General features: G+C 67.1%; 20 protein-coding genes. 13 read left to right on the top strand and 7 right to left on the bottom strand.

The features are described 5' to 3' along the window. Positions 1 to 36: 36 nt before the first annotated feature. A complete protein-coding gene (locus SM753_RS12355) occupies positions 37 to 513 on the bottom strand; it encodes a PUA domain-containing protein (RefSeq protein ID WP_323192081.1) in 477 nt (158 codons plus the stop codon). A 175-nt stretch (positions 514 to 688) separates the two neighbouring features. Between SM753_RS12355 and SM753_RS12360 the strand changes: the two genes are divergently transcribed. Further along, positions 689 to 865: a hypothetical protein gene (locus SM753_RS12360; RefSeq protein ID WP_323191822.1), complete on the top strand. Its 177-nt coding sequence runs from the start codon at positions 689 to 691 to the stop codon at positions 863 to 865. Between the two features lie 38 nt (positions 866 to 903). On the opposite strand, the gene SM753_RS12365 is transcribed toward SM753_RS12360, so the two are convergent. The 3 genes from SM753_RS12365 to SM753_RS12375 all read right to left on the bottom strand — a co-directional run bounded on the left by SM753_RS12365 (position 904) and on the right by SM753_RS12375 (position 2,826). Next, on the bottom strand, positions 904 to 1,401 hold the full coding sequence (locus SM753_RS12365; protein WP_135533568.1) for an NYN domain-containing protein: 498 nt from the start codon (positions 1,399 to 1,401) through the stop codon (positions 904 to 906). Positions 1,402 to 1,465: 64 nt separating this feature from the next. Continuing rightward, entirely contained in the window at positions 1,466 to 1,918 is a 453-nt protein-coding gene (locus SM753_RS12370) for a hypothetical protein (protein WP_323191823.1), read from the bottom strand. Positions 1,919 to 1,995: 77 nt separating this feature from the next. Further along, positions 1,996 to 2,826 (bottom strand): M48 family metalloprotease, encoded by an 831-nt coding sequence (locus SM753_RS12375; protein ID WP_323191824.1) that lies wholly within the window; start codon positions 2,824 to 2,826, stop codon positions 1,996 to 1,998. Positions 2,827 to 3,289: 463 nt separating this feature from the next. On the opposite strand from SM753_RS12375, the gene dapA reads away from it, so the two are divergent. The 9 genes from dapA (at position 3,290) to SM753_RS12420 (ending at position 11,544) form a co-directional block, all read left to right on the top strand. Then, positions 3,290 to 4,213 (top strand): 4-hydroxy-tetrahydrodipicolinate synthase, encoded by a 924-nt coding sequence (gene dapA / locus SM753_RS12380; protein ID WP_323191825.1) that lies wholly within the window; start codon positions 3,290 to 3,292, stop codon positions 4,211 to 4,213. Then, positions 4,210 to 5,001 carry a 4-hydroxy-tetrahydrodipicolinate reductase gene (gene dapB / locus SM753_RS12385; protein WP_323191826.1) on the top strand — a complete coding sequence of 264 codons (792 nt, stop codon included), beginning with the start codon at positions 4,210 to 4,212 and terminating at the stop codon, positions 4,999 to 5,001. The genes dapA and dapB overlap by 4 nt, the downstream gene beginning before the upstream one ends. Further along, positions 4,998 to 5,840: a 2,3,4,5-tetrahydropyridine-2,6-dicarboxylate N-succinyltransferase gene (locus SM753_RS12390; protein ID WP_323191827.1), complete on the top strand. Its 843-nt coding sequence runs from the start codon at positions 4,998 to 5,000 to the stop codon at positions 5,838 to 5,840. Before dapB ends, SM753_RS12390 begins: the two co-directional genes overlap by 4 nt. Further along, positions 5,837 to 7,090, top strand: a complete 1,254-nt coding sequence (gene lysA, locus SM753_RS12395; protein ID WP_323191828.1) for a diaminopimelate decarboxylase — start codon at positions 5,837 to 5,839, stop codon at positions 7,088 to 7,090. The genes SM753_RS12390 and lysA overlap by 4 nt, the downstream gene beginning before the upstream one ends. Then, positions 7,087 to 7,935 carry a diaminopimelate epimerase gene (gene dapF / locus SM753_RS12400; RefSeq protein WP_323191829.1) on the top strand — a complete coding sequence of 283 codons (849 nt, stop codon included), beginning with the start codon at positions 7,087 to 7,089 and terminating at the stop codon, positions 7,933 to 7,935. Before lysA ends, dapF begins: the two co-directional genes overlap by 4 nt. Further along, positions 7,932 to 9,029 (top strand): M20/M25/M40 family metallo-hydrolase, encoded by a 1,098-nt coding sequence (locus SM753_RS12405; protein ID WP_323191830.1) that lies wholly within the window; start codon positions 7,932 to 7,934, stop codon positions 9,027 to 9,029. Before dapF ends, SM753_RS12405 begins: the two co-directional genes overlap by 4 nt. A 59-nt stretch (positions 9,030 to 9,088) precedes the next feature. Continuing rightward, complete coding sequence (locus SM753_RS12410; protein WP_323191831.1) at positions 9,089 to 9,730, top strand: cyclase family protein; 642 nt, start codon at positions 9,089 to 9,091, stop codon at positions 9,728 to 9,730. A 111-nt stretch (positions 9,731 to 9,841) separates the two neighbouring features. Further along, a complete protein-coding gene (locus SM753_RS12415; RefSeq protein ID WP_323191832.1) occupies positions 9,842 to 10,759 on the top strand; it encodes an ABC transporter ATP-binding protein in 918 nt (305 codons plus the stop codon). Further along, positions 10,759 to 11,544 (top strand): ABC transporter permease subunit, encoded by a 786-nt coding sequence (locus tag SM753_RS12420; RefSeq protein WP_323191833.1) that lies wholly within the window; start codon positions 10,759 to 10,761, stop codon positions 11,542 to 11,544. Before SM753_RS12415 ends, SM753_RS12420 begins: the two co-directional genes overlap by 1 nt. Positions 11,545 to 11,692: 148 nt before the next feature. Here SM753_RS12420 and purB read toward each other — a convergent pair whose 3' ends face one another. Then, positions 11,693 to 13,084: an adenylosuccinate lyase gene (gene purB, locus SM753_RS12425; RefSeq protein WP_323191834.1), complete on the bottom strand. Its 1,392-nt coding sequence runs from the start codon at positions 13,082 to 13,084 to the stop codon at positions 11,693 to 11,695. Between the two features lie 169 nt (positions 13,085 to 13,253). Here purB and purH point away from each other — a divergent pair, with 169 nt between their 5' ends. The 3 genes from purH (at position 13,254) to SM753_RS12440 (ending at position 17,942) form a co-directional block, all read left to right on the top strand. Next, complete coding sequence (gene purH / locus SM753_RS12430) at positions 13,254 to 14,885, top strand: bifunctional phosphoribosylaminoimidazolecarboxamide formyltransferase/IMP cyclohydrolase (protein WP_323191835.1); 1,632 nt, start codon at positions 13,254 to 13,256, stop codon at positions 14,883 to 14,885. A 183-nt stretch (positions 14,886 to 15,068) separates the two neighbouring features. Next, on the top strand, positions 15,069 to 17,525 hold the full coding sequence (folP, locus tag SM753_RS12435; RefSeq protein WP_323191836.1) for a dihydropteroate synthase: 2,457 nt from the start codon (positions 15,069 to 15,071) through the stop codon (positions 17,523 to 17,525). A gap of 108 nt (positions 17,526 to 17,633) precedes the next feature. Further along, on the top strand, positions 17,634 to 17,942 hold the full coding sequence (locus SM753_RS12440) for a thiamine-binding protein (protein WP_323191837.1): 309 nt from the start codon (positions 17,634 to 17,636) through the stop codon (positions 17,940 to 17,942). On the opposite strand, the gene SM753_RS12445 is transcribed toward SM753_RS12440, so the two are convergent. Beyond that, positions 17,939 to 19,006, bottom strand: coding sequence for a glycosyltransferase family 4 protein (locus SM753_RS12445; protein WP_323191838.1), 1,068 nt, complete (start codon positions 19,004 to 19,006; stop codon positions 17,939 to 17,941). The genes SM753_RS12440 and SM753_RS12445 overlap by 4 nt on opposite strands. Before the next feature lie 65 nt (positions 19,007 to 19,071). Next, positions 19,072 to 19,215 carry a hypothetical protein gene (locus tag SM753_RS12450; protein ID WP_323191839.1) on the bottom strand — a complete coding sequence of 48 codons (144 nt, stop codon included), beginning with the start codon at positions 19,213 to 19,215 and terminating at the stop codon, positions 19,072 to 19,074. Positions 19,216 to 19,690 lie beyond the last annotated feature (475 nt).

Below are 19,690 nucleotides of genomic sequence, written 5' to 3' on the forward strand. Positions count from 1 at the left end.
GAGGGTCACGTTACTCCGAGAAAAGACTGACGAACGTCATTCGCCGCCCGCGCCGACGCGCACCTTCACGGCCATCCCCGATTCGAAGTCGGTCATCGCGTCGGCGGAGAGTTCCGCGCGGCCGACGCCGAGCAGTTCGCCGGACCCGTGTACCACGAACACCTCGTCGTCGGGGCGGACGGCCGGATCGACCTCGTCGACGAACTTCGCGAAGACGTTGCGGCCGTCCCGGACGAACGGCTCACTCTCGTCGCCGACGACGACCCGCCCCGCGGGCGGTTCGAACGCCGCCGCGAGGCGACGGCCGCCAGCGAGTCCGAGCGTGAATCGACCGTCGGTCCCGTGCGAGACGAGGCGTCCCCCCGCCGCAATGACCTGCTGGGGGCGGCCGGTGCTGGTGCGTTTGATCTCCAGGTCCTCGTCGGGCGGAAACAGCGCCGCTCCGGCGCCGCTACCGAACTGGTAGTCTGCGACGGTGCTGAGGCGGGCGAGGTCGCGAGCGTCACCGGTCATCGGACGGTGTTTCGCGCCTGCATCCGAAAGCCCTTCGACACGCAGTCGCCGGGCCGCCTCGAACGTCATCGGGAAATCGCTTATACAGGTTCACGGTTATTGTCAACTCATACCACGCCGTCGTCGGGCGGTTTCAGAGAAAGCTATAAACCTTGAGTCCGTACTAACTGTCACTATGAACACGAAAAAAGTCGCGTTGGGGGTCGTGCTGCTGGCGGTGAGTAGCGCGATTCTCCTGGCTACTGGTGTACTGCGGGAAAGCGCCCTACTCATTCCGGCCGCTATTGCCTCACTCGGCATGGCCGCGGGCGCTTTGCTCGTCGGTACTGCGGGTAGCGGTCGCCCGGTGTAGTTTCTCCGCGCCCGGACAGCGAGGACGGCGGCCGGCGTTTACAACAGGAACGTATCGGACCGTTCGCTCAGGTCGATGAACTCGTCAGCGGCATCTAACAGGTCCTCGGACGCGGACTCGTTGAACCCCATCGCCTCGACGCGGACGCCCTCGTGACGAAGGTGCGAACAGAGTCGGGAGAAGTCGCCGTCGCCTGTACAGAGTATTATCGTATCGACGTGGGACGTAAGCGTCACCGCGTCGAGGCACATCCCGACGTCCCAGTCCGCCTTCTTCGACCCGTCTTGGAACGTCTTGATGTCCTTTATCTTCGTCTCGTAGCCGATATCGGTCAACGCGTCGAAGAAACTCTCCTCCTCGGGCGAGTCCGCGCGTATGACGTACGCGATGGCTCTGACGAGTTCGCGGTCCTGCACTCCCTTTTCGAGGAGTGCGGAGTAGTCGATGTTGCGACTGTAAATGCTTTGGGCGGTGTGATAGAGGTTCTGCGCGTCGGCGAGCATCGCCACGCGCTGGCCTGAATGGATATCTACCATACCCGAACGTGTGTCGGGGGCCAGTAAAATGGCTTCGGGGACGGACGTAGTAGGGCCCGCCCGCTTACGCCCACGCAGTCGTTGCCTTCACTTCCTCCCTGTCGTGGGCGGCGTGGAACACGTCGACCGGCGACGGCTGCTGGTTTAACCGGAGGCGGGCGCGGTACTCGATGGTCGACTCGCAGCTTCGGGCACAGGTATCCGACGGGTCCGTCGACACCCGCAGGATCGCCGACTCCTCATCGGATCCGACGGGCGGACTGAACACGGAGACAAACAACGGTTCGCAGGGATCGTTTGTCCGAATCCGGCCGGAGACGACGATCACCGCGTTCGAACGGAAGTCGACTGTCGCGGCGTTATCCGTCCCCCGGCAGCGGGCATCGATTCGGTCTATCGTCTTGTCCTCGGCACGGAACTTGTAGTTGTCATCGGAGCCGGTCAGCGCCGTACAGCCGGAACAGAGCGCTACGGCCGTCGTGAGGATCGTCCTCCGTGGGACGGACGAAAAGGACACGGATCGACGGTTCGCGCGCCCGGTGAAATTATTTTTGGTTTAATTCTGGGGGAATAATGTGCCCGGGTCCGGCGTCGTCAGTAACTCCGGAGCTTCTCGATACGCTTCTCGACCGGCGGGTGCGTCGCGAGGATCTTCTTCATGAGGCCGCCTTCGCTGTCGAAGATACAAAGTGCGCTCACGTCGTCGCCGACGCGGCTCTCGCGACCCTGGGAGCCGCGCTGGATCTTCTCCAAGGCGCGAGCGAGGGGGTCGCCGCTCCCGATGTACTGTGCCGCGTCACTGTCGGCCACGTACTCGCGGTACCGCGAGATGGCGAGCACGAACAGCATGACGAACATCTGGGTGAGGATACCCGCGATGTAGCCGAGCACGAAGTCGGCGATGTCGTTATCGCCCGAGAGCATCACAGCCCACTGGACCGCGATCCCGAAGATGGAGGCTATCGACTGTCCGAGCACCATCGTGATCACGTCGCGGTTGTCGATGTGTGCGAGTTCGTGCGCGATGACGCCTTCGAGTTCGTCGCGGTCGAGGAGTTGGATGAGTTCCCGCGAGACGACCACGACGCCCGCGCCGCGCCGCCCGGTCGCGAAGGCGTTCGGCACGCCCATGTCCGCGACCATTAGCTTCGGCTTGTCCATGTTCATCTCGAAGCAGATATCCTCGACCGTCTTGTGGATCCCCGAGTACTGCTGTTCGTCCATCTCTTCGGCCCCGACGCTTCGGAGCGACAGCCACTTGCCGACCTTGTACTGGAAGACGGCGAAGAGGACGGTACCGACGAGAACGAACGGCCATGCGCCCGTACCGAACAGCAGGAGCGCGAACCCGGCTCCTGCCAGATAAAACGCGAACAGAATGGTTCCGACGAACGCCATCCTGAGCTTGAGTCCTATATGTCTCATGCCCGAAAGTATCCCCCGGAGCGGTATAAATTTCTTGGTGAGACTATCGAGAGTTATTCTGTCAGCCGGGCGGTATACTCCCGAAGAGAAACTATCGTGGCGTTTGCAACTGTTTCAGATCACACGACTGTGTGCGATCAGGTGTGTATTGGCTTTCAGTGACTACTGTAGGGCATGGTCAACGTCCACGGCGGGGCGCGCTGTTGCCGCTCTCGCGGAGGCAGGTTTCGCGGAGTGCGCAAGTACTAAGCGTGAGCGTTCCCGATCTGTCGGTAATGGCAGACACCGCTCGTCCGCAGTTCGTTCGGTCGACGAGTGGTGCGGCCGCTATTCTGAAACCGAAAAAACGCGCGTGACCAGTGCTCGCGGCGAGGGTGGCGTCCTCGTCCCGGGTGCGTTCGAGGGCACCGCGCGGTAACCGTCACGCGGATCACCGACATCAGACACACTCACAGCAACGATCATGACACGCGATATCGACTTCGACGGCGTCTACCCGGCACTCACGACGCCGTTCGACGCGGACCAGAGCATCGACTTCGACCAACTACGCGCGGACGTACGGCGACTCGAAACCGCCGGCGTCGACGGCGTCGTCCCCGTCGGCTCCACGGGGGAGAGCGCGACGCTCACTCACGACGAACACGTCGAGGTCGTCGAGGCCGTCGTCGAGGCCGTCGAGGACGTTCCCGTCATCGCGGGCACCGGGAGCAACAACACCCGCGAGGCGCTCGAACTGTCCGAGCGCGCGGCCAACGCCGGTGCGGACGCGCTCTTGCTCATCTCGCCGTACTACAACAAGCCGGAACAGCAGGGCCTGGTCCGGCACTACGAGACCATCGCCGACGCCGTCGACCTGCCGCAGATAGTCTACAACGTCCCCTCGCGGACGGGTCGTAACGTCGACCCCGACACCGCCGCCGAACTGGCGACCCACGAGAACATCACGGGCTTCAAGGCCGCGAGCGGCGACCTCGGCCAGATAACCGAGATCGTCGAACGGACCCGCGACGAGCAGTTCGCCGTGCTCTCTGGCGACGACGCGCTGACGCTGCCGATGATCTCCGTCGGCGCTTCGGGCGCTATCAGCGTCGCCGGGAACGTCGAACCGGAGCGCACCTGCGCGATGGTCGGCGCGGCGCTGGCCGGCGATTACGAGCGCGCCCGGGCGATCCACCACGAACTCGGCGAACTGTTCCGCGCGCTGTTCGTCGAGACGAACCCCATCCCGGTCAAGGAGGCCATGCAGATCCGCGGTCACGGGTCGGCGCGCGTTCGCTCGCCGCTCACCCGCCTCTCCGAGACGCACCGCGACTACCTTCAGGACGTTCTCGACGACCTCGTCGACGAGGACCTAGAGGACGAGTACGCGGAGGTGGAGCGGTGACCGTCCGACTCGCGATCACCGGCGCGACCGGTCGGATGGGCCGGGAACTGATCGCCGAGGCGAACGGCCGCGACGACGCGGAGGTCGTTCTGGCGGTCAACCGCGACCCCGACGAGGGGACGGTCGAGGGCGTCGAAGTGGATGATGCCGCCGACTTCCCGGCGCTCGTCGCGGACCGAGAACCGAACGTCGTCGTCGACTTCACCGGTCCCGAGTCCAGCGTCGAGTACGTCGAGGCCGCGGCCGACGCCGGCATCCCGGCCGTCGTCGGCACGACCGGCTTCTCCGACGACCAGATAGACGCCCTCCGCGCGGCGAGCGATGAAGTGCCGGTGCTCAAGGCGGCCAACTTCGCCCGCGGCGTTCAGGCGCTGCTCGATGTCGTCGGCGACGCCGTCGCGAACCTGCCGGGCTACGACGTGGAACTCGTCGAGACCCACCACAACGCGAAGCGCGACGCTCCCAGCGGCACCGCGAAGTCCATTCTGGGGGAGATAGAGGGCGCTCGCCGAACCGCGGACGGGCAGACGGGCGAACAACGCGTCCACGGCCGCGAGGGCGAGGCTCCGCGCGAGGACGGCGAGATCGGCGTTCACGCGCTTCGGGCGGGCGACATCACCGGCGAGCACGAGGTGTTGATCGCCGGGAACCATGAGGAGGTACGGCTCACCCACCGCGCGGAGAGTCGCGGCGTGTTCGCCGCGGGCGCGGTGGACGCCGCGGTCTGGATAGCGCAACAGGAATACGGCTGGTACGACTTCGGTGACGTACTGGAGGAATCAGCATGAGTCAGGCGACGCTTCAATCGGAGATCGAGGACCTATGGCAGCGCTACCAGAACGACGAGATCGACGCAGAGAGCGCGGGCGCTGACGCCGCGGACACGCTCGAAGCGTTTCTGGATGCTCTGGAGGCGGGCGAGGTGCGCGCCGCGGAGAAGCAGGGAAGCGACTGGGTGGCCAACGAGTGGGTGAAAGAGGGGATCCTGCTCAACTTCGGCCTCCGCGAGACCGAACCGCGAGAGTACGGCGGCGTCCGGTACCACGACGTGCTTCCGCTGCGTGACACCGCGGACCTCGGCGAGCGCGGCACGCGTAACACCCCGGACGGCACCACGATCCGCCGCGGCGCGTACCTCGGTGAGGACTGCATCATGATGAGCCCGAGCTTCGTCAACGTCGGCGCGTACGTCGGCGACGGCACGCTCGTCGACTCGGCAGACACCGTCGGCTCCTGCGCGCAGATCGGCGAGAACGTCAAACTCGGCGCGAACACGCTGATCGGCGGCGTGCTCGAACCCGTCGAGGACGCCCCCGTCATCGTCGAGGACGACGTGTCCCTCGGCGCAGGCTGTCGAGTCACCAGCGGGTTCGTCGTCGGCGAGGGGTCGGTCGTCGGGGAGAACACGCTGCTGACGCCGCGGATCCCCGTCTACGACCTCGTCGAGGAGGAAGTCGTTTACGGCGAACTGCCGCCCGAACGCCGGGCGTTCACCCGCTTCGTCGAGTCGTCCGTCGGCGAGCACGACCTGTTCGAGGGCGGCGCGTACAAGCCGGCGGTGGTTGCAACGGACATCGAACAGCAGACGCTGGAAGCGTCCGCAAAGGAGGACACGCTTCGGGAATGAGCACGGCGAACCCGGCGGTGCGCAGGCTGGACGACTGGGACGCGGAGCGACTCCGCGCCCTCCGCGACGAGTACGACAGCCCGCTGTACGTCCTCGACCTGAACCGCGTCCGGGAGAACTACCGCCGCCTCGCGCGGGCGTTCCCCGACGCCGACGTGCGATACGCCGCGAAGGCGAACACGCTCAGACACGCGCTCGCGGCGCTCGGCGAGTCCGGCGCGGGGATCGAGTGCGCCTCGGCAGGCGAAGTCGCGCGGGCGCTCGACGCGCTCCGCGGCGTCGCCGACGACCCCGGGGCTCGGGTCCAGTACACTGCCGTCAACCCGCCGGACGTCGACCTCGACACCGTCGTGGAACTGTGGAACGACTTCTCCGCCCTCACGGTCACCGTCGGGGCCGAAGACACCGTCGACCGCCTCGAAGAACGGGGGTACGACGGTCGTCTCTGCGTCCGCGTGAACCCCGGTGTCGGCGCGGGCCACCACGAGAAGGTCCGCACCGGCGCGAACGCGAAGTTCGGCGTCCCGTACGACCGCGCGACGGACCTCCTCGCGGACGCCGCGGACCGCGGATTCGACGTGGTCGGTATCCACGCCCACGCCGGCAGCGGTATCTCCGGCGACGACCTCTCGGCGCACCGCGAACTCGTCTCGCGGATGGGCGACCTGGTGCGCGACTCGCCGGTCGACCTGGAGTTCGTCGACATCGGCGGCGGGTTCGGCGTGCCGTACGGACCGGACGAGAACCCGCTCGACCTCGACGCGGTCGCCGAGGCCACGCGCGAGGCGCTTGGCGACGTGGACGCCCGACTGGCTATCGAACCCGGGCGCTATCTCGTCGCGGACGCGGGCGTTCTGCTGACGGACGTAAACACGGTGAAAGAGACGGCGGCGACGACCGTCGTCGGCGTCGACGCGGGGATGACGACGCTGCTCCGGCCGGCGATGTACGACGCGTCTCACCGCATCCGGAACCTCGCGACGGACGCGGACGGCCGCGATACCGTCTCCCAGACCGTCACGGGTCCGATCTGCGAGAGCGCGGACGTGTTCGGCTCGGACCTCGACCTGCCCGCGCCGGAACGGGGCGACGTGCTCGCGCTCGGCAACGCCGGCGCGTACGGCTACGAGATGGCGAGCCAATACAACTCCCGGCCGCGCCCGGCGACGGTCGTGCTGGACCGCGGCGAGGCGTGTCTGGCACGCCGCCGGGAGACGGTAGACGACCTGACCAGACTGGAGGAATTATGATCCGCTACGAGAAGTACCACGGAACGGGTAACGACTTTGTGATCGTCGACGCGAGCGCCGATGTCCCGGACTGGAGCGCGTTCGCGACGGCCTACTGCGACCGCGAGACGGGCGTCGGCGCTGACGATCCGGACCGGGAGACGGGCGCTGACGGCGTGCTCGTCCTCGATCTGGACGCCGCCCCGACAGCACCCGAAGTCGAGATGCGACTCTACCAGCCGGACGGCGGCACCGCCGCGATGTGCGGCAACGGCGCGCGCTGCGTCGCGCGGTGGGTCGCCGACCGCACAGGCGCGGAAGAGGTGATCATCCACACGCCCGCCGGCACTCGTCGCGCGGAGGTCCACGGCGACGAGGTCGCGGTCGAGATGGGCGTCCCATCGTTCGATTCGGCCGACATCCCGCTCAACCGAGATCGCCCGCTGGTCGAGGAGCAGGTCGAAGGCTGGGAGGTGACGGCGCTGACGACCGGCGTCCCCCACGCGGTGATCTTCGTCGACGACGTTTCGGACGTCGACGTCGAGGCCGCCGCGCCCGCCGTCCGCCACGCCGACGTGTTCCCCGAGGGCGCGAACGTGAACTTCGCCGCCGAGACCGCATCCGGCTTCGACCAGCGAACCTTCGAGCGCGGCGTCGAGGGCGAGACGGACGCCTGCGGCACCGGTGCCGTCGCCGTCGCCGCGGCCGCCCGCCGCATCGGGCTGACCGACGACGAGTCGGTGTCAGTTTCGCCGCCCGGCGGCGACCTGACCGTGCTGATCCCGCGCAAGGGGCCCGCGGTGCTTCGCGGCCCCGTCACCCGCGAGTTCGAGGGCGAACTCTCGCCGACCCCGACCCAGCCATGACGTTCGACCCCGTCGACTTTCTGACGGACGCGGTCCCCATCGACTCCACCGAAACCGTAGAACCGATGCGGGAGTTCCTCGTCGGGACGCTTTCCGACCACGGCGTCGAGGCGACGGTCGACGACGCCGGCAACATCGTCGCCACCCGCGGGTCGGGCGACCCGCACGTCGTGTTGAACACGCACATCGACACCGTGCCGCCGCACGTGCCGTACGAGCGCGGACCGGCACGCGACGACGAGGCGACCGGCGGCGAGGTGATCCGCGGCCGCGGCTCCTGCGACGCGAAGGGGCCGCTCGCCGCGCTTCTCTCTGCGTTTCTCGCGGTCGACCCCGACGGCGGGCGAGTCACGCTCGCAGTCACGCCGGACGAGGAGACGCTGTCGACGGGCGCGGCGGCGCTTGACCTCGCTGCCGATTACTACGTCGTCGGCGAACCGACCGGTCTCGACGTGTGCAACGCCGCGAAGGGACGGTTCCAGGGGACGATCACGCTCGGCGGCGAGAACGCACACGCCGCGGAACCCGACGACGGCGTCAACGCCGTCTCGGCGCTCCGGGAGGTCGTCGACGCGCTGGAAACGTTCGACGGCCGCTCGGACGCGCCGGGCGTCCACGCCGACCTCGGCGGGCCGACGCTGACGCCGACGACCGTCGACGGCGGCACCGCGACGAACCAGATACCCGCCGAATGCGAGGTGGTCGTCGACCGCCGGAGCGTGCCGCCGGAGACGAGCGAGGGGTTTCGGTCGGCGATTTCGGCGCACCTGCGTGACTACGTCCCGGACGACGTGACCGTCACCTTCGACCTGACCGACCGCGAGAGCCCGTTTCTCGAAGCGTTCTCGACGCCGGCTGACGACCCGCTGGTGACGACGCTGGCGGCGGCGGCCGGCGGCGAGGTGCGGCCGTTCACCGCCGCGACGGAGGCGTCGTACTTCGCCGCGGACGCACCGACGGTCGTGTTCGGCCCGGGCTATCTCGCCGACGAGGAGGGTGCGGTGGCGCACTCGGACCGCGAGTACGTCCCCGTCGACGAGGTTCGCGAGGCGGCCGAGGCGGTGGAGGCGACGCTCGACGCCCTGCGTGACTGAGCGGTCGTCCCGAGCGGTCCACGGCCACGTTTTTCCCCGCAGTGGTCGACGCTACGAGCGTGACCCATCACGACCTCACCCACCCCGTCGAGACCGATATGCCGACGTTCCCCGGCGACCCGTCCGTGTCGGTCGACCCGCACGCTACCGTCGAGGCGGACGGCTACCGCGTCGGAGCGCTCTCGCTCGGAACACACGCCGGCACCCACGTCGACGCGCCGTGTCACACCGAACCCGACGGCGAGACGATAGACGACTACCCGGCGGAGACCTTCGTCTTCGACGCCGTCGTCGCCGACCTCCGCGGCCGCGACCCGCGGTCGGCGATCCGTCCCGACGACCTGCCGGACGCAGACGCCGAGATGGTCGTCCTCCGGACGGGATGGGCCGACCGCTGGGGCGAGGCGGCGTACTTCGACCACCCGTTTCTCTCGCCGGCCGCCGCGGACTACTGCGTCGAGCGGGGGTACCACGTCGGGACGGACGGCGCGAGCGTGGACCCGTCACCGTCCGCGAACGCGACGGCGGACGAACCGGCGGGCGTTCCGGCCCATCACGCCCTGCTCGGCGCGGACCGGTTTATCGTGGAGAACCTGACGAACCTCGGCGACCCGCCGGCCCGGTTCGAACTTCGGGCGTACCCGCTGCCGGTGAGCGACGGCGACGGGTCGCCGGTCCGCGCCGTCGCGGTAGTGGAGTGAGCGCCAAGCGCCGGCGGCCCGTCAGGGCGAACTGACTGTTCGGGACGGACCACCCCCGACCGCGGTCCGATGAACGGTAAATTCATCCGTTCACTGGTTGAAAATCACTGAATGGCCGCTATCGAGGTAAACGGCCTCACCAAGGACTACGGTGAGGTGCTCGCCAACGACGATGTCACGTTCGACGTCGCCGAGGGAGAGGTCTTCGGCTATCTGGGTCCGAACGGGGCCGGTAAGACGACGACGATCCGCACGCTGATGGGGTTCCAGTCGCCGACTGCGGGGTCCGGGACGCTCCTCGGCGCGGACGTGCGGACGGAAGAGGAACTGCTCGCGGCGAAGCGTCGGATCGGCTATCTACCGGCGACGCCGTCGTTCGACGAGACGGCGACGGGACAGCGGGTGCTTGACCTGCACGCGTCGATAAAGGGCGACGAGCGTCGCGACGAGTTGCTGGAACTATTCGACCCGCCGCTTTCCCGGCCGATCCGGGAGTATTCGACGGGAAACGCCCAGAAGCTCGGTCTCGTACAGGCGTTCATGCACGACCCCGACCTGGTAGTGATGGACGAACCGACCTCGGGGCTGGACCCGCTGATGCAGCGGCGCTTCGAGGAGTTCGTCCGCGCCGAGCGCAGCGCCGGGACGACGGTGTTTCTCTCCTCGCACGTGCTGAGCGAGGTGCGGCGGCTCTGTGACCGCGTCGGCGTCATCCGGGACGGCCGCATCGTCACCGTCGAGAGCGTCGCCGACCTGCTCGGACGGTCGGGCAAGTCGGTGCTGGCGCGGGTCGACGACCGGGTCGCGGCGGACGACGTGACGCTGTCGGGCGTTCACGACCTGTCGGTCAGGGACGCGACCGTCCCCGACGATTCGGCCGCCCCCGGCCCCGTCACCGAGCTAACGTTCACCTACACCGGCGACGTGAACGAACTGGTCGACTTCCTCGACCGCTTCGACCTGCTGGAACTCGACGTGGAAGAGGCACCGCTGGAGGACGTGTTCATGCGGTTTTACGGGGACGACTGATGCTCGAAATTGCCCGCTACGACGGCCGAAAGCGCCTGACAGGAGCGTTGGCGATGACCGTCGGCATCGCCGCACTGACGGCGATGTACGTCGGCCTGTTTCCGTCGATAACGTCGGCGGCAAACCTGGACGAGATCATCGCGGCCTACCCGCCCGCCTTTCGCGAGGCGTTCGACATCCGGACGATGAACACCATCGAGGGCTTTCTCGCCACGCAGCTGTACGCCTTCGCGTGGGTGATCCTGCTCGGCCTCTACTTCGCGTACGCTGCGGCCGGGCTGGTCGCGGCCGACGTGGAGCGCGGCCGGATGGACATGACTCTCTCGCTCCCCGTCTCGCGGGGCCGGGTCGTACTGGAGAAGTTCGCCTCGCTGAGCGTGCCGCTTTTCGTCGCCAACGCGGCGATGCCGGTCGTCGTGTTCGTCTCCACGCTCGCCATCGGCGAGGAGGTAGCGATGGAGCGCGTGCTGATGGCCCACGTCCTCTCGGTGCCGTACCTGCTCGCCTGCGCCGGGATCGGCCTCCTCGCATCGGTCGTCGTCGACCGCGCGTCGGTCGCCCAGCGGGCCGCCGCTGGAGCCGTGTTCGCGCTGTTTCTCGTCGAATCCGTGGTGGCGGGAACCGACCTCGAACCGCTGGGCGCGTTGTCGCCGACGCGGTACTACGTTCCCAGCGAGATACTGGTCGACGGAACCTACGACCTCGCCGGGGCGGCGGCCCTGCTGGCTGGGACGGCGGTTCTCGTGTTACTGAGTCGCGAGTGGTTCCGACGGAGAGACGTGTAAACGGCTTCAGCGACGCCGAGCGCGAGCGGATACGCACGCGATTGCGGATGGCCCGCTCGCACCTGTTCCGCCGCCCCCGACGGTGACAGCCGAATTCGAGCGACCGAGCGTCAGATACGTCTGTCCGACAGCGTGAGAGCGCGCCGGCCTACCGACCGCCGTCAGCGCCGTCGACCAGTTCGTCCGCGATGCCGGTGTAGCTGTCCGGCGAGAGCGCCCGCAGTTCTGCGCGCGTCTCGTCGTCGACGTCTAAGTCGTCGAACAGGTCGCGGAAGTCCTCGATGGCGACCGACTGCCCGCGAGTGATTTCCTTGACCTGCTCGTACGCGTCCTCGTGGCCCTCCCGCCGGAGGATGGTCTGGACCGCCTCGCCGATGACTTCGGGCGTTGCGTTCAGGTCGTCGCGCATCACCTGCTCGTTCGGAACGACCGTTTCCAGGCCAGAGAGCGCCTTCGAGTAGCCGATCAGGCAGTGTGCGAACGCCGCGCCGATGTTTCGCTTGACCGTCGAGTCAGAGAGGTCGCGCTGGAGGCGGGACTTCGTGATGTAGTCCGCGAGGAAAGAGAGGTCGCTGTTTGCCTTCGAGAGATTCCCTTCGCTGTTCTCGAAGTCGATGGGGTTGACCTTGTGCGGCATCGTCGACGACCCCGTCTCACCCTCGGTCGCTTTCTGTCCGAGGTAGCGGTCGCTGACGTACAGCCACACGTCCAGGTCGAGGTCGAGGAGAACGTTGTTCGCGCCGCGGAGCGCGTCGAACAGCTCAGCGAGGTCGTCACAGGGGTTGACCTGCGTCGTCAGGGGTTCGTATTTCATCCCGAGCCCGGTGACGAACTCCTCGGCGAACGCCTGCCAGTCGACGCCCGGGAAGGCGGCGACGTGGGCCGCGAAGGTGCCGCTCGCACCGCCGAGTTTCCCGCTGATGCCGTCGAGCGCCCGCCGGATACGTCCGGTCGCGCGCCCGAGACGAGCGGCGTAGACCGCCATCTCCTTGCCGAACGTAGTCGGCGTCGCGGGCTGGCCGTGGGTCCGGGCGAGCATCGGCAGGTCGCGGTACTCCCGGGCCATGTCGGCGACGGCGTCGCGGACGTCGCGGAGTTCCGACAGCAGTACCTCCTCGACGGCGGGGCCGACGAGCAGTCGGTGCGCGAGGTTGTTCACGTCCTCGCTGGTGAGTCCGAAGTGGATCCACGCGGAGACGTGGTCCATCTCGTCGGCCAGATGGTGACGGATGTAGTACTCGACGGCTTTCACGTCGTGGTTCGTCGCCTCGAACTCGCCGTAGCCCTCGGTCTCTAGCTGCTTGATCAGGCGGGCGTCCTCCTCCGCGAAGTCCTTGTACAGGACGCGGAGCGTCTGTCGCTCCCCGGTGTCGAGTTCCAGCGGCGTCGCGTCGAGGTCAGCGAGCGCGACCAGATACTCCACCTCGACGCGAACGCGGGCGCGCATCAACGCGGCCTCGCTCGCGTAGGGTGCCAGGGGCGCAGTCCGATTCGCATAGCGCCCGTCAAGCGGCGATACGGCGTGCAGGGATTCGGTCATACTCGTGGGTGCCGCGCGCCGAGGCAAAAGGATGACGAAACGCGAAGTGGCACGGACGTGGATATATGAATGGAAATCACAGACGATAATTCGGAAATTGTTCACGTACGTGGGTACAATTTCGCTCTCGACCGCAACTACTTTCCCGTCCGCGGGCTCGCTTCGAAACATGAACGTCGCAGGAATCGCCAGCAACCGCGGTCGAAACCTGATGCACATCGCCGACGAGTCGCCGGGCGACGCCGAGATCGCCGTCGTCCTGACCAACGACGCCGACGCGCCGGTTCTCGACGAGGCGGAGAAACGCGGCATTCCAACGGAGGCAGTCGAACGCACCGACGGCGAGGACCGCCGTTCGCACGAGCGCCGCGTCGTCGACGCCCTCGACGACTACGACGTCGATCTGGTCTGTCTCGACGGCTACATGCGCATCCTCTCGGACGAGTTCCTGGAGGCCGCACCGACGACGCTGAACGTCCACCCCTCGCTCCTGCCGTCGTTTCCTGGGACGGACGCCTGGGGAGACGCGCTCGACGCCGGCGTCGACATCACCGGCTGTACCGTCCACGTCGTCACCGACGCCACGGACGAGGACGGCGAGGTCGTCGACGAACTCGTCGACGCCGGCCCGGTCGTCACGCAGGAACCGGTCCCGGTGTACGAGGGCGACGACGAGGACGACCTCGCGGACCGAGTGCTGTACCAGGGCGAGTTCAAGGCGTACCCGCGCGCAGTGAAGTGGTTCGCCGAGGACCGCGTCGCGGTCGACCGCGACGCCAACGCCGTCAGCGTCGAGGGCGACGAGGCCGCCGACCTGCCCGACCGCCGCGTCACGAGCGAGGACCGCGCGGCTGACCTGCGATACGGCGAAAACCCCCATCAGGACGCCGCGCTGTACGCCGACCGCACCTGCGAGGAGGAAAGCGTCGTGGACGCACCCCAACTGAACGAGGGGGCGAAGGCGCTCAGCTACAACAACTACAACGACGCCGACGCCGCGTTGAATCTCGTCAAGGAGTTCGACCGCCCCGCCGCGGCCGTCATCAAACACACCAACCCGGCTGGCTGTGCCACCGCTGACTCGCTGGCCGAGGCGTACGAGCGCGCGCTGTCGACCGACGCCAAGAGCGCGTTCGGCGGCATCGTCGCCCTCAACCGCGAGTGCGACGGCGCAACCGCCGAGCAGGTTGTCGACTCGTTCAAGGAGGTCGTCGTCGCGCCGGGCTACACCGACGACGCGCTCGACACGCTGTTTGAGAAGGACAACCTGCGCGTGCTAGACGTCGGGCGCGGAACAGACGAGGGCGAGTTCGGCGAGATCAGCGAAGCCCACACCGAAAAGGACCTCGTCGGCGGCACGTTAGTCCAGGAGCGCGACCAGCAGGCGCCCGCTCCCGAGGACCTCGAAGTCGTCACCGAGCGCGACCCGACCGACGAGGAAGTCGAGTCGCTCCTGTTCGCCTGGCAGACGATCAAACACGTCAAATCCAACGCTATCCTGTTCGCGACGGGCACCGAGACGGTCGGCGTCGGCGCGGGACAGGTCTCGCGCGTGGACGCAGTCGAGATAGCGAAGATGAAAGCCGAGACGGACGCAGAGGGCAAGTCGGCCGACGGGGCGGTGATGGCCTCCGACGCGTTCTTCCCGTTCCCGGACGCCATCGAGGCCGCCGCCGAGGCCGGTATCGAGGCGGTCGTACAGCCGGGCGGGTCCGTCAACGACGACGACGTGATCGAGGCCGCGAACGAACACGATATGGCGATGGTGTTCACCGGCAGTCGGGCGTTCCGTCACGACTGAGCGGGACGCTATCGCTCTAGCAGCGTTTCGCCGACTCCCGGTCTGTCGGCGGAGACGACCGAGAGCGAGGATGGCCTGAACCCCGAGAGCAAGTGCGGCCGAGCCCCGAAAGCAATACCAAAACCACGGGTCGCAACACCCCGTTCCGAAGGGCTAAAGCGAGCGGCGGTTCCTTTCGCAGATATGGAGTATCACGAGGCGGCGAACTTCCTCTACGATCTGCGGCGGTTCGGCCCTCGACCGGGCACCGAGTCGACCGCGGATCTGCTCGACCACCTCGACATCGCGGACCCCCCGCGGTTCGTCCAGATCGCCGGGTCGAACGGCAAGGGAAGCACCGCGCGGATGGTCGAAAGCGTCCTCCGCGAGACGGGGCTGTCGGTGGGGCTGTACACGTCGCCGCATTTCGAGGACCTGCGCGAGCGCGTCCGCGTCGACGGGCGGAAAGTCCCCCGTACGGCCGTGGTGGAGTTCGCCGAGACGGTCCGGCCCTACGTCACCGACCGGGCGGCAAACGGCGAGTCGCCGACGTTCTTCGAGACCATGACGGCGCTTGCCGTCTGGCAGTTCGCCCGGCGGGACGTCGACGTGGCCGTGCTGGAAGTCGGCATCGGCGGCCGCCTCGACGCGACGAGCGCCGTCGATCCGGTCGCCAGCGCGGTGACCACCGTCGCGCTCGAACACACGAGCGTTCTGGGCGATACGGTCGAGGAGATCGCCCGCGACAAGGCCCACGTCGCGCCCGACGACGCGCCGCTGGTGACGGGAACGTCCGGGGACGCCCTCGACGCTCTCCGGGACGTGGCCGGCGATGTCGTTACCGTCGGCGGCGTCGACGCGAACGACAGCGGGGGCGACACCGACGTAACCGTCTCCTATCAGGGACGGGCGAACCACACCGAGGCGGGGATCACGATAGACGGGTCGGACTGGCGGGTCGAGACTCGCATCCCGACGCTCGGTGCGTACCAGGCGACGAACGCGGGCATCGCGAGCGTTCTCGCCCGGCAGGTCGCCGACGTGGACGAGACGGACCTCGCGCGCGGCCTCCGCAACGCGCACTGGCCAGGTCGGTTCGAGGTGATGAACGACTCCCCGCTGGTCGTTCTCGACGGCGCTCACAACCCCGACGCCTGTGAGCGGTTAGCGGCGACCGTCGACGAGTTCGACTACGACGACCTCCACCTCGTCTTCGGCGGGATGCACGACAAAGATCTCCGCGGGATGGCGGCCGCGTTGCCGACGCCCGACACGGTGACGACCTGCCAACCGACGCTCGACCGCGCTGAGGACGAGGACGTGCTCGCAACCGTATTCGAACGGGCGGGCGCTGGCGAGGTTCACTCCCGGAACTCCGTGGCGGGCGCGCTGGAGCGAACGCTGAAGCAGGCCGACGGGGACGACTTCGTTCTCGTGACCGGGTCGCTTTTCGTCGTCGCCGAGGCGCGGTCACGCTGGACGAGCACCCCGATCCCGAAGACCGTCCGCGATATCGACGACGCCCGAGAGACGCTTGCGGGCGCGGACGTCACGCCGCCCGGCGTCTGGCGGATGCGCGGCAAGGGCGTCCACCGCGTTCTGAAGGTTCGCGTTCAGCGCCGGCAGGCCCAATACCTGAAAGAGGAGATGCTGTCTCTCGGCGGCGAGTGTGCGATTTCGGGCCTGAACGAGCAAGAGGACGTCGTCGTCGACGCCGTCCTGATGGGCACGCTGGCGCAGTTCAAGCGCCTCGCCGAGAAGTTAGCCGACCAGCCCTACGGCCTCTCCGTGTTCGCCGACCAACTGCGGGACGCGCTCGACATCGAGACGCCGCCGCTGGAGCGTGAGTATCCGTGGAACGACGGGACCGCCGTGATGGGTATCCTGAACGTTACGCCGGATTCCTTCCACGACGGCGGCGAGTACAACCGCGTAGACGCCGCGGTCGAACGCGCCGAAGAGATGGTCGCAGACGGTGCTGACATCATCGATGTCGGCGGCGAGAGCACCCGCCCCGGCGCTGACCGCATCCCGGCGGACGCGGAGATCGACCGTGTCGTACCGGTGATCGAGTCGATCCGCGATCTCGACGCGATGGTCTCTATCGACACCCGAAAGGCTGCTGTGGCCGAAGCGGCCCTGTCTGCGGGCGCGGACATCATCAACGACGTGTCCGGCCTCGACGACCCCGAGATGCGCTTTGTCGCCGCCGACCACGACGCGCCGCTGGTCGTCATGCACAGCATCGACGCGCCCGTCGTCCCGGACCGCGACGTGACGTACGACGACGTCGTCGAGGACGTGATAACCCAGTTGCGCGAGCGCGTCCTCCTCGCGGAGAAGGCCGGACTCGACCGGGACCAGATCGTGGTCGACCCCGGCCTCGGATTCGGGAAGTCGGCGGCGGAGAACTTCGAACTCCTCGATAGGACCGACGAACTCCACGCCCTCGACTGTCCGGTCCTGATCGGCCACTCCCACAAGTCGATGTTCGAACGGGCGGGGTACGAACACGGCGACCGACTCGACCCCACCATAGCGGCGACCGCGCTGGCCGCCGAGCGCGGCGCTGACATCGTCCGCGTTCACGATGTCGAAGAAAACGCCGCCGCTGTCCGGGTCCACGAGGCGCTCGGTGGCGATCCGTACGACGGCGAGTAGCCGTCCGTTTTTCTCCCGGTTCCGGGCCGTTCGTTCCGGATTCCTGTCCTGTGGCCGTATCGTAGAAAAACGCTTTGACAACTGTTACCGTATCTCTTGACTGGAACAATGACTGCTATTGCCCGTCTCGAAGTCACACCGCTCTCGGACGACAGCATGACGAAGGAGATAGTGCAGGCGCTCGAAGCACTGGACCAGAAGGGCCTCACCTACGAGATGACGCCGACGGGGACGGTCATCGAGGCCGACTCCGCAGACGAGGCCTTCGAAGCGGCGAAGACAGCCCATCGGGCCATCGACGGCAAACGAGTCATCACGGAGGTCGAAGTCGACGACCAGCGCGACCGCTCGCAGGACATCGGGGACCGTATCGCCGCCGTCGAGAACGAACTCGGTCGACCGCCGCGGAGCAGCTAGAACAGCCCCACTCTCTCCTGGCGGTTCCCGTACCAGTCGAGATACTGTTCTACCACCTGCCCGCGGTCGAACGAACTGAGCGACTCGTCGACGGTCAGCCGTTCGAGGTCGCCCGCATCGGCGATGGCGGCGGCGAGTTCCTGTTCGCTGGTCGTCCGAAACCCCCGCGTGCGGTTCTCCACGAGTTCGTGCGCGCTGGAGGCAGCGTGGTACTCCACGATTCCGATACATCCCGACGCGAGCGCCCACAGCAGTTCCGTCGGAAACGCGCACTGTACGGCGGTCTGGACGAACACGTGCGCTCCCCGATAGATGGCGATCCGCTCGTCGCGAGCGCAGGAGCCAGCGAACTCGACCCGGTCGTCGATGCGGAGGTCCCGAACCTGCTGTTCGTACGCGTCGCGTTGCGGGCCGTCGCCGATCACCGTCGCGGACCAGTCTCGGTCCCGCAGCTCCGCCAACCCGAGCAGCATGCTCTCCAGGTTCGCGCCCTCGTCGAGGCGGCGGGCGTAGACGATGCTCCCCCGTTCGACCGGGTCGATGTCGCGAATGCGCTCGATGTCGATGCTGTCCGGTATCGCGCGGACATCGTTCTCGTCCGCGCCTATCTCGCGGACCTGCGTCTTGATGAGTCGCGACGGCGTGACGATCCCGTCCGACCGATTCACGGCCCAGCGCCGCGCTCTGGGACTTCCCGCCTCGGACTCGTCGTCGCCGTACCACTCGGTGACGAGCGGACACCGCGACAGGGTCGCACCGACGCTTGCCGGGGTCACCTGCGACGGCGGGAGCGCCCCCGCATGAACGACATCGGGGTTGACGATTCGCACGACGAACGGCAGCCGAAGCAGAAACGACCGCCGCGCCTCCGGATCGACGACGACGCCGTGATAGGTGATATCCCCCTCCTCCCGCCGGTCGCCCGAGTCCTCCCACCACTTCGAGCAGAGGACGTGAACATCGTGACCGCGGTCCGCGAGACCGTTCGCGACGTTGCGCAATCGCCGAAGCGCGTCGCTATCACGCTGTTTCCAGGTTTCCAACGAGACGACGGCGACCCGCATTTACACTGGGTCACGCATGGGGAAGTTAAAAATCCCGTCCGTTTGCGGCGGACGGACGCGAGTGCCTACTGCTGTCTACGTACGGCAAGCACAGCTCCGGCCGCGAGCGTCAGAAGTCCGCCGAGATTCGCCAGCGGTAGATTGGTGCTCGATGCGTTCTGGTTTTCGTTCTCGGCGACGAACGCGTTCCCGTTCCACTCGTACTTCACGAGTAACGTTTCTCCGCTCGGGCACGGGTTCGGCTGCGACACGCCAGAGATCGAGGTTCCTTCTCCGAAGGTGAACGAACCTCCGCTCCCTCCAGTGAACTGCTCAAACTCTCCGCCGCCGTAGACGACGACGGAACTAATCTCGACATCGGGTGATGACCAAGCCGCAGAGATCGGCTCACTCGTGTCGGTCGTTCCGTCCTCCGTCTTGTAACCTGTCGCCTGGACCGACGTATCGAAGTCTTCCGGGACTTCGGTGCCCTCCTCGATACACAGGGCAACGAAACTTATCGCCGGCTGTTGGCTATCGGTCGTAGTCGTGGTCGTGGTGGTCGGAGTAGTCGTTTCAGTCGTGGTCTGCGGAGTAGTCGTTTCGGTGGTCGTCTGTGGTGTGGTGGTTTCGGTGGTCGTCTGTGGTGTGGTGGTTTCGGTGGTCGTCTGTGGTGTGGTGGTTTCGGTGGTCGTCTGTGGTGTG

The sequence above is a fragment of the Halostella sp. PRR32 genome, assembly GCF_034808085.1.
In the GTDB taxonomy this organism is placed as follows: Archaea; Halobacteriota; Halobacteria; order Halobacteriales; family Natronoarchaeaceae; genus Halostella; species Halostella pelagica.

Excerpts from the sequence above, each read along its gene's own strand:
- SM753_RS12440 (WP_323191837.1), top strand. The coding sequence starts at position 17,634 with ATGACTGCTATTGCCCGTCTCGAAGTCACACCGCTCTCGGACGACAGC.
- dapF (WP_323191829.1), top strand. The coding sequence starts at position 7,087 with ATGATCCGCTACGAGAAGTACCACGGAACGGGTAACGACTTTGTGATC.
- SM753_RS12390 (WP_323191827.1), top strand. The coding sequence starts at position 4,998 with ATGAGTCAGGCGACGCTTCAATCGGAGATCGAGGACCTATGGCAGCGC.
- SM753_RS12445 (WP_323191838.1), bottom strand. The coding sequence starts at position 19,006 with ATGCGGGTCGCCGTCGTCTCGTTGGAAACCTGGAAACAGCGTGATAGC.
- SM753_RS12355 (WP_323192081.1), bottom strand. The coding sequence starts at position 513 with ATGACCGGTGACGCTCGCGACCTCGCCCGCCTCAGCACCGTCGCAGAC.
- dapA (WP_323191825.1), top strand. The coding sequence starts at position 3,290 with ATGACACGCGATATCGACTTCGACGGCGTCTACCCGGCACTCACGACG.
- SM753_RS12420 (WP_323191833.1), top strand. The coding sequence starts at position 10,759 with ATGCTCGAAATTGCCCGCTACGACGGCCGAAAGCGCCTGACAGGAGCG.
- lysA (WP_323191828.1), top strand. The coding sequence starts at position 5,837 with ATGAGCACGGCGAACCCGGCGGTGCGCAGGCTGGACGACTGGGACGCG.
- SM753_RS12375 (WP_323191824.1), bottom strand. The coding sequence starts at position 2,826 with ATGAGACATATAGGACTCAAGCTCAGGATGGCGTTCGTCGGAACCATT.
- purH (WP_323191835.1), top strand. The coding sequence starts at position 13,254 with ATGAACGTCGCAGGAATCGCCAGCAACCGCGGTCGAAACCTGATGCAC.
- SM753_RS12405 (WP_323191830.1), top strand. The coding sequence starts at position 7,932 with ATGACGTTCGACCCCGTCGACTTTCTGACGGACGCGGTCCCCATCGAC.
- purB (WP_323191834.1), bottom strand. The coding sequence starts at position 13,084 with ATGACCGAATCCCTGCACGCCGTATCGCCGCTTGACGGGCGCTATGCG.
- folP (WP_323191836.1), top strand. The coding sequence starts at position 15,069 with ATGGAGTATCACGAGGCGGCGAACTTCCTCTACGATCTGCGGCGGTTC.
- SM753_RS12360 (WP_323191822.1), top strand. The coding sequence starts at position 689 with ATGAACACGAAAAAAGTCGCGTTGGGGGTCGTGCTGCTGGCGGTGAGT.
- SM753_RS12415 (WP_323191832.1), top strand. The coding sequence starts at position 9,842 with ATGGCCGCTATCGAGGTAAACGGCCTCACCAAGGACTACGGTGAGGTG.
- SM753_RS12365 (WP_135533568.1), bottom strand. The coding sequence starts at position 1,401 with ATGGTAGATATCCATTCAGGCCAGCGCGTGGCGATGCTCGCCGACGCG.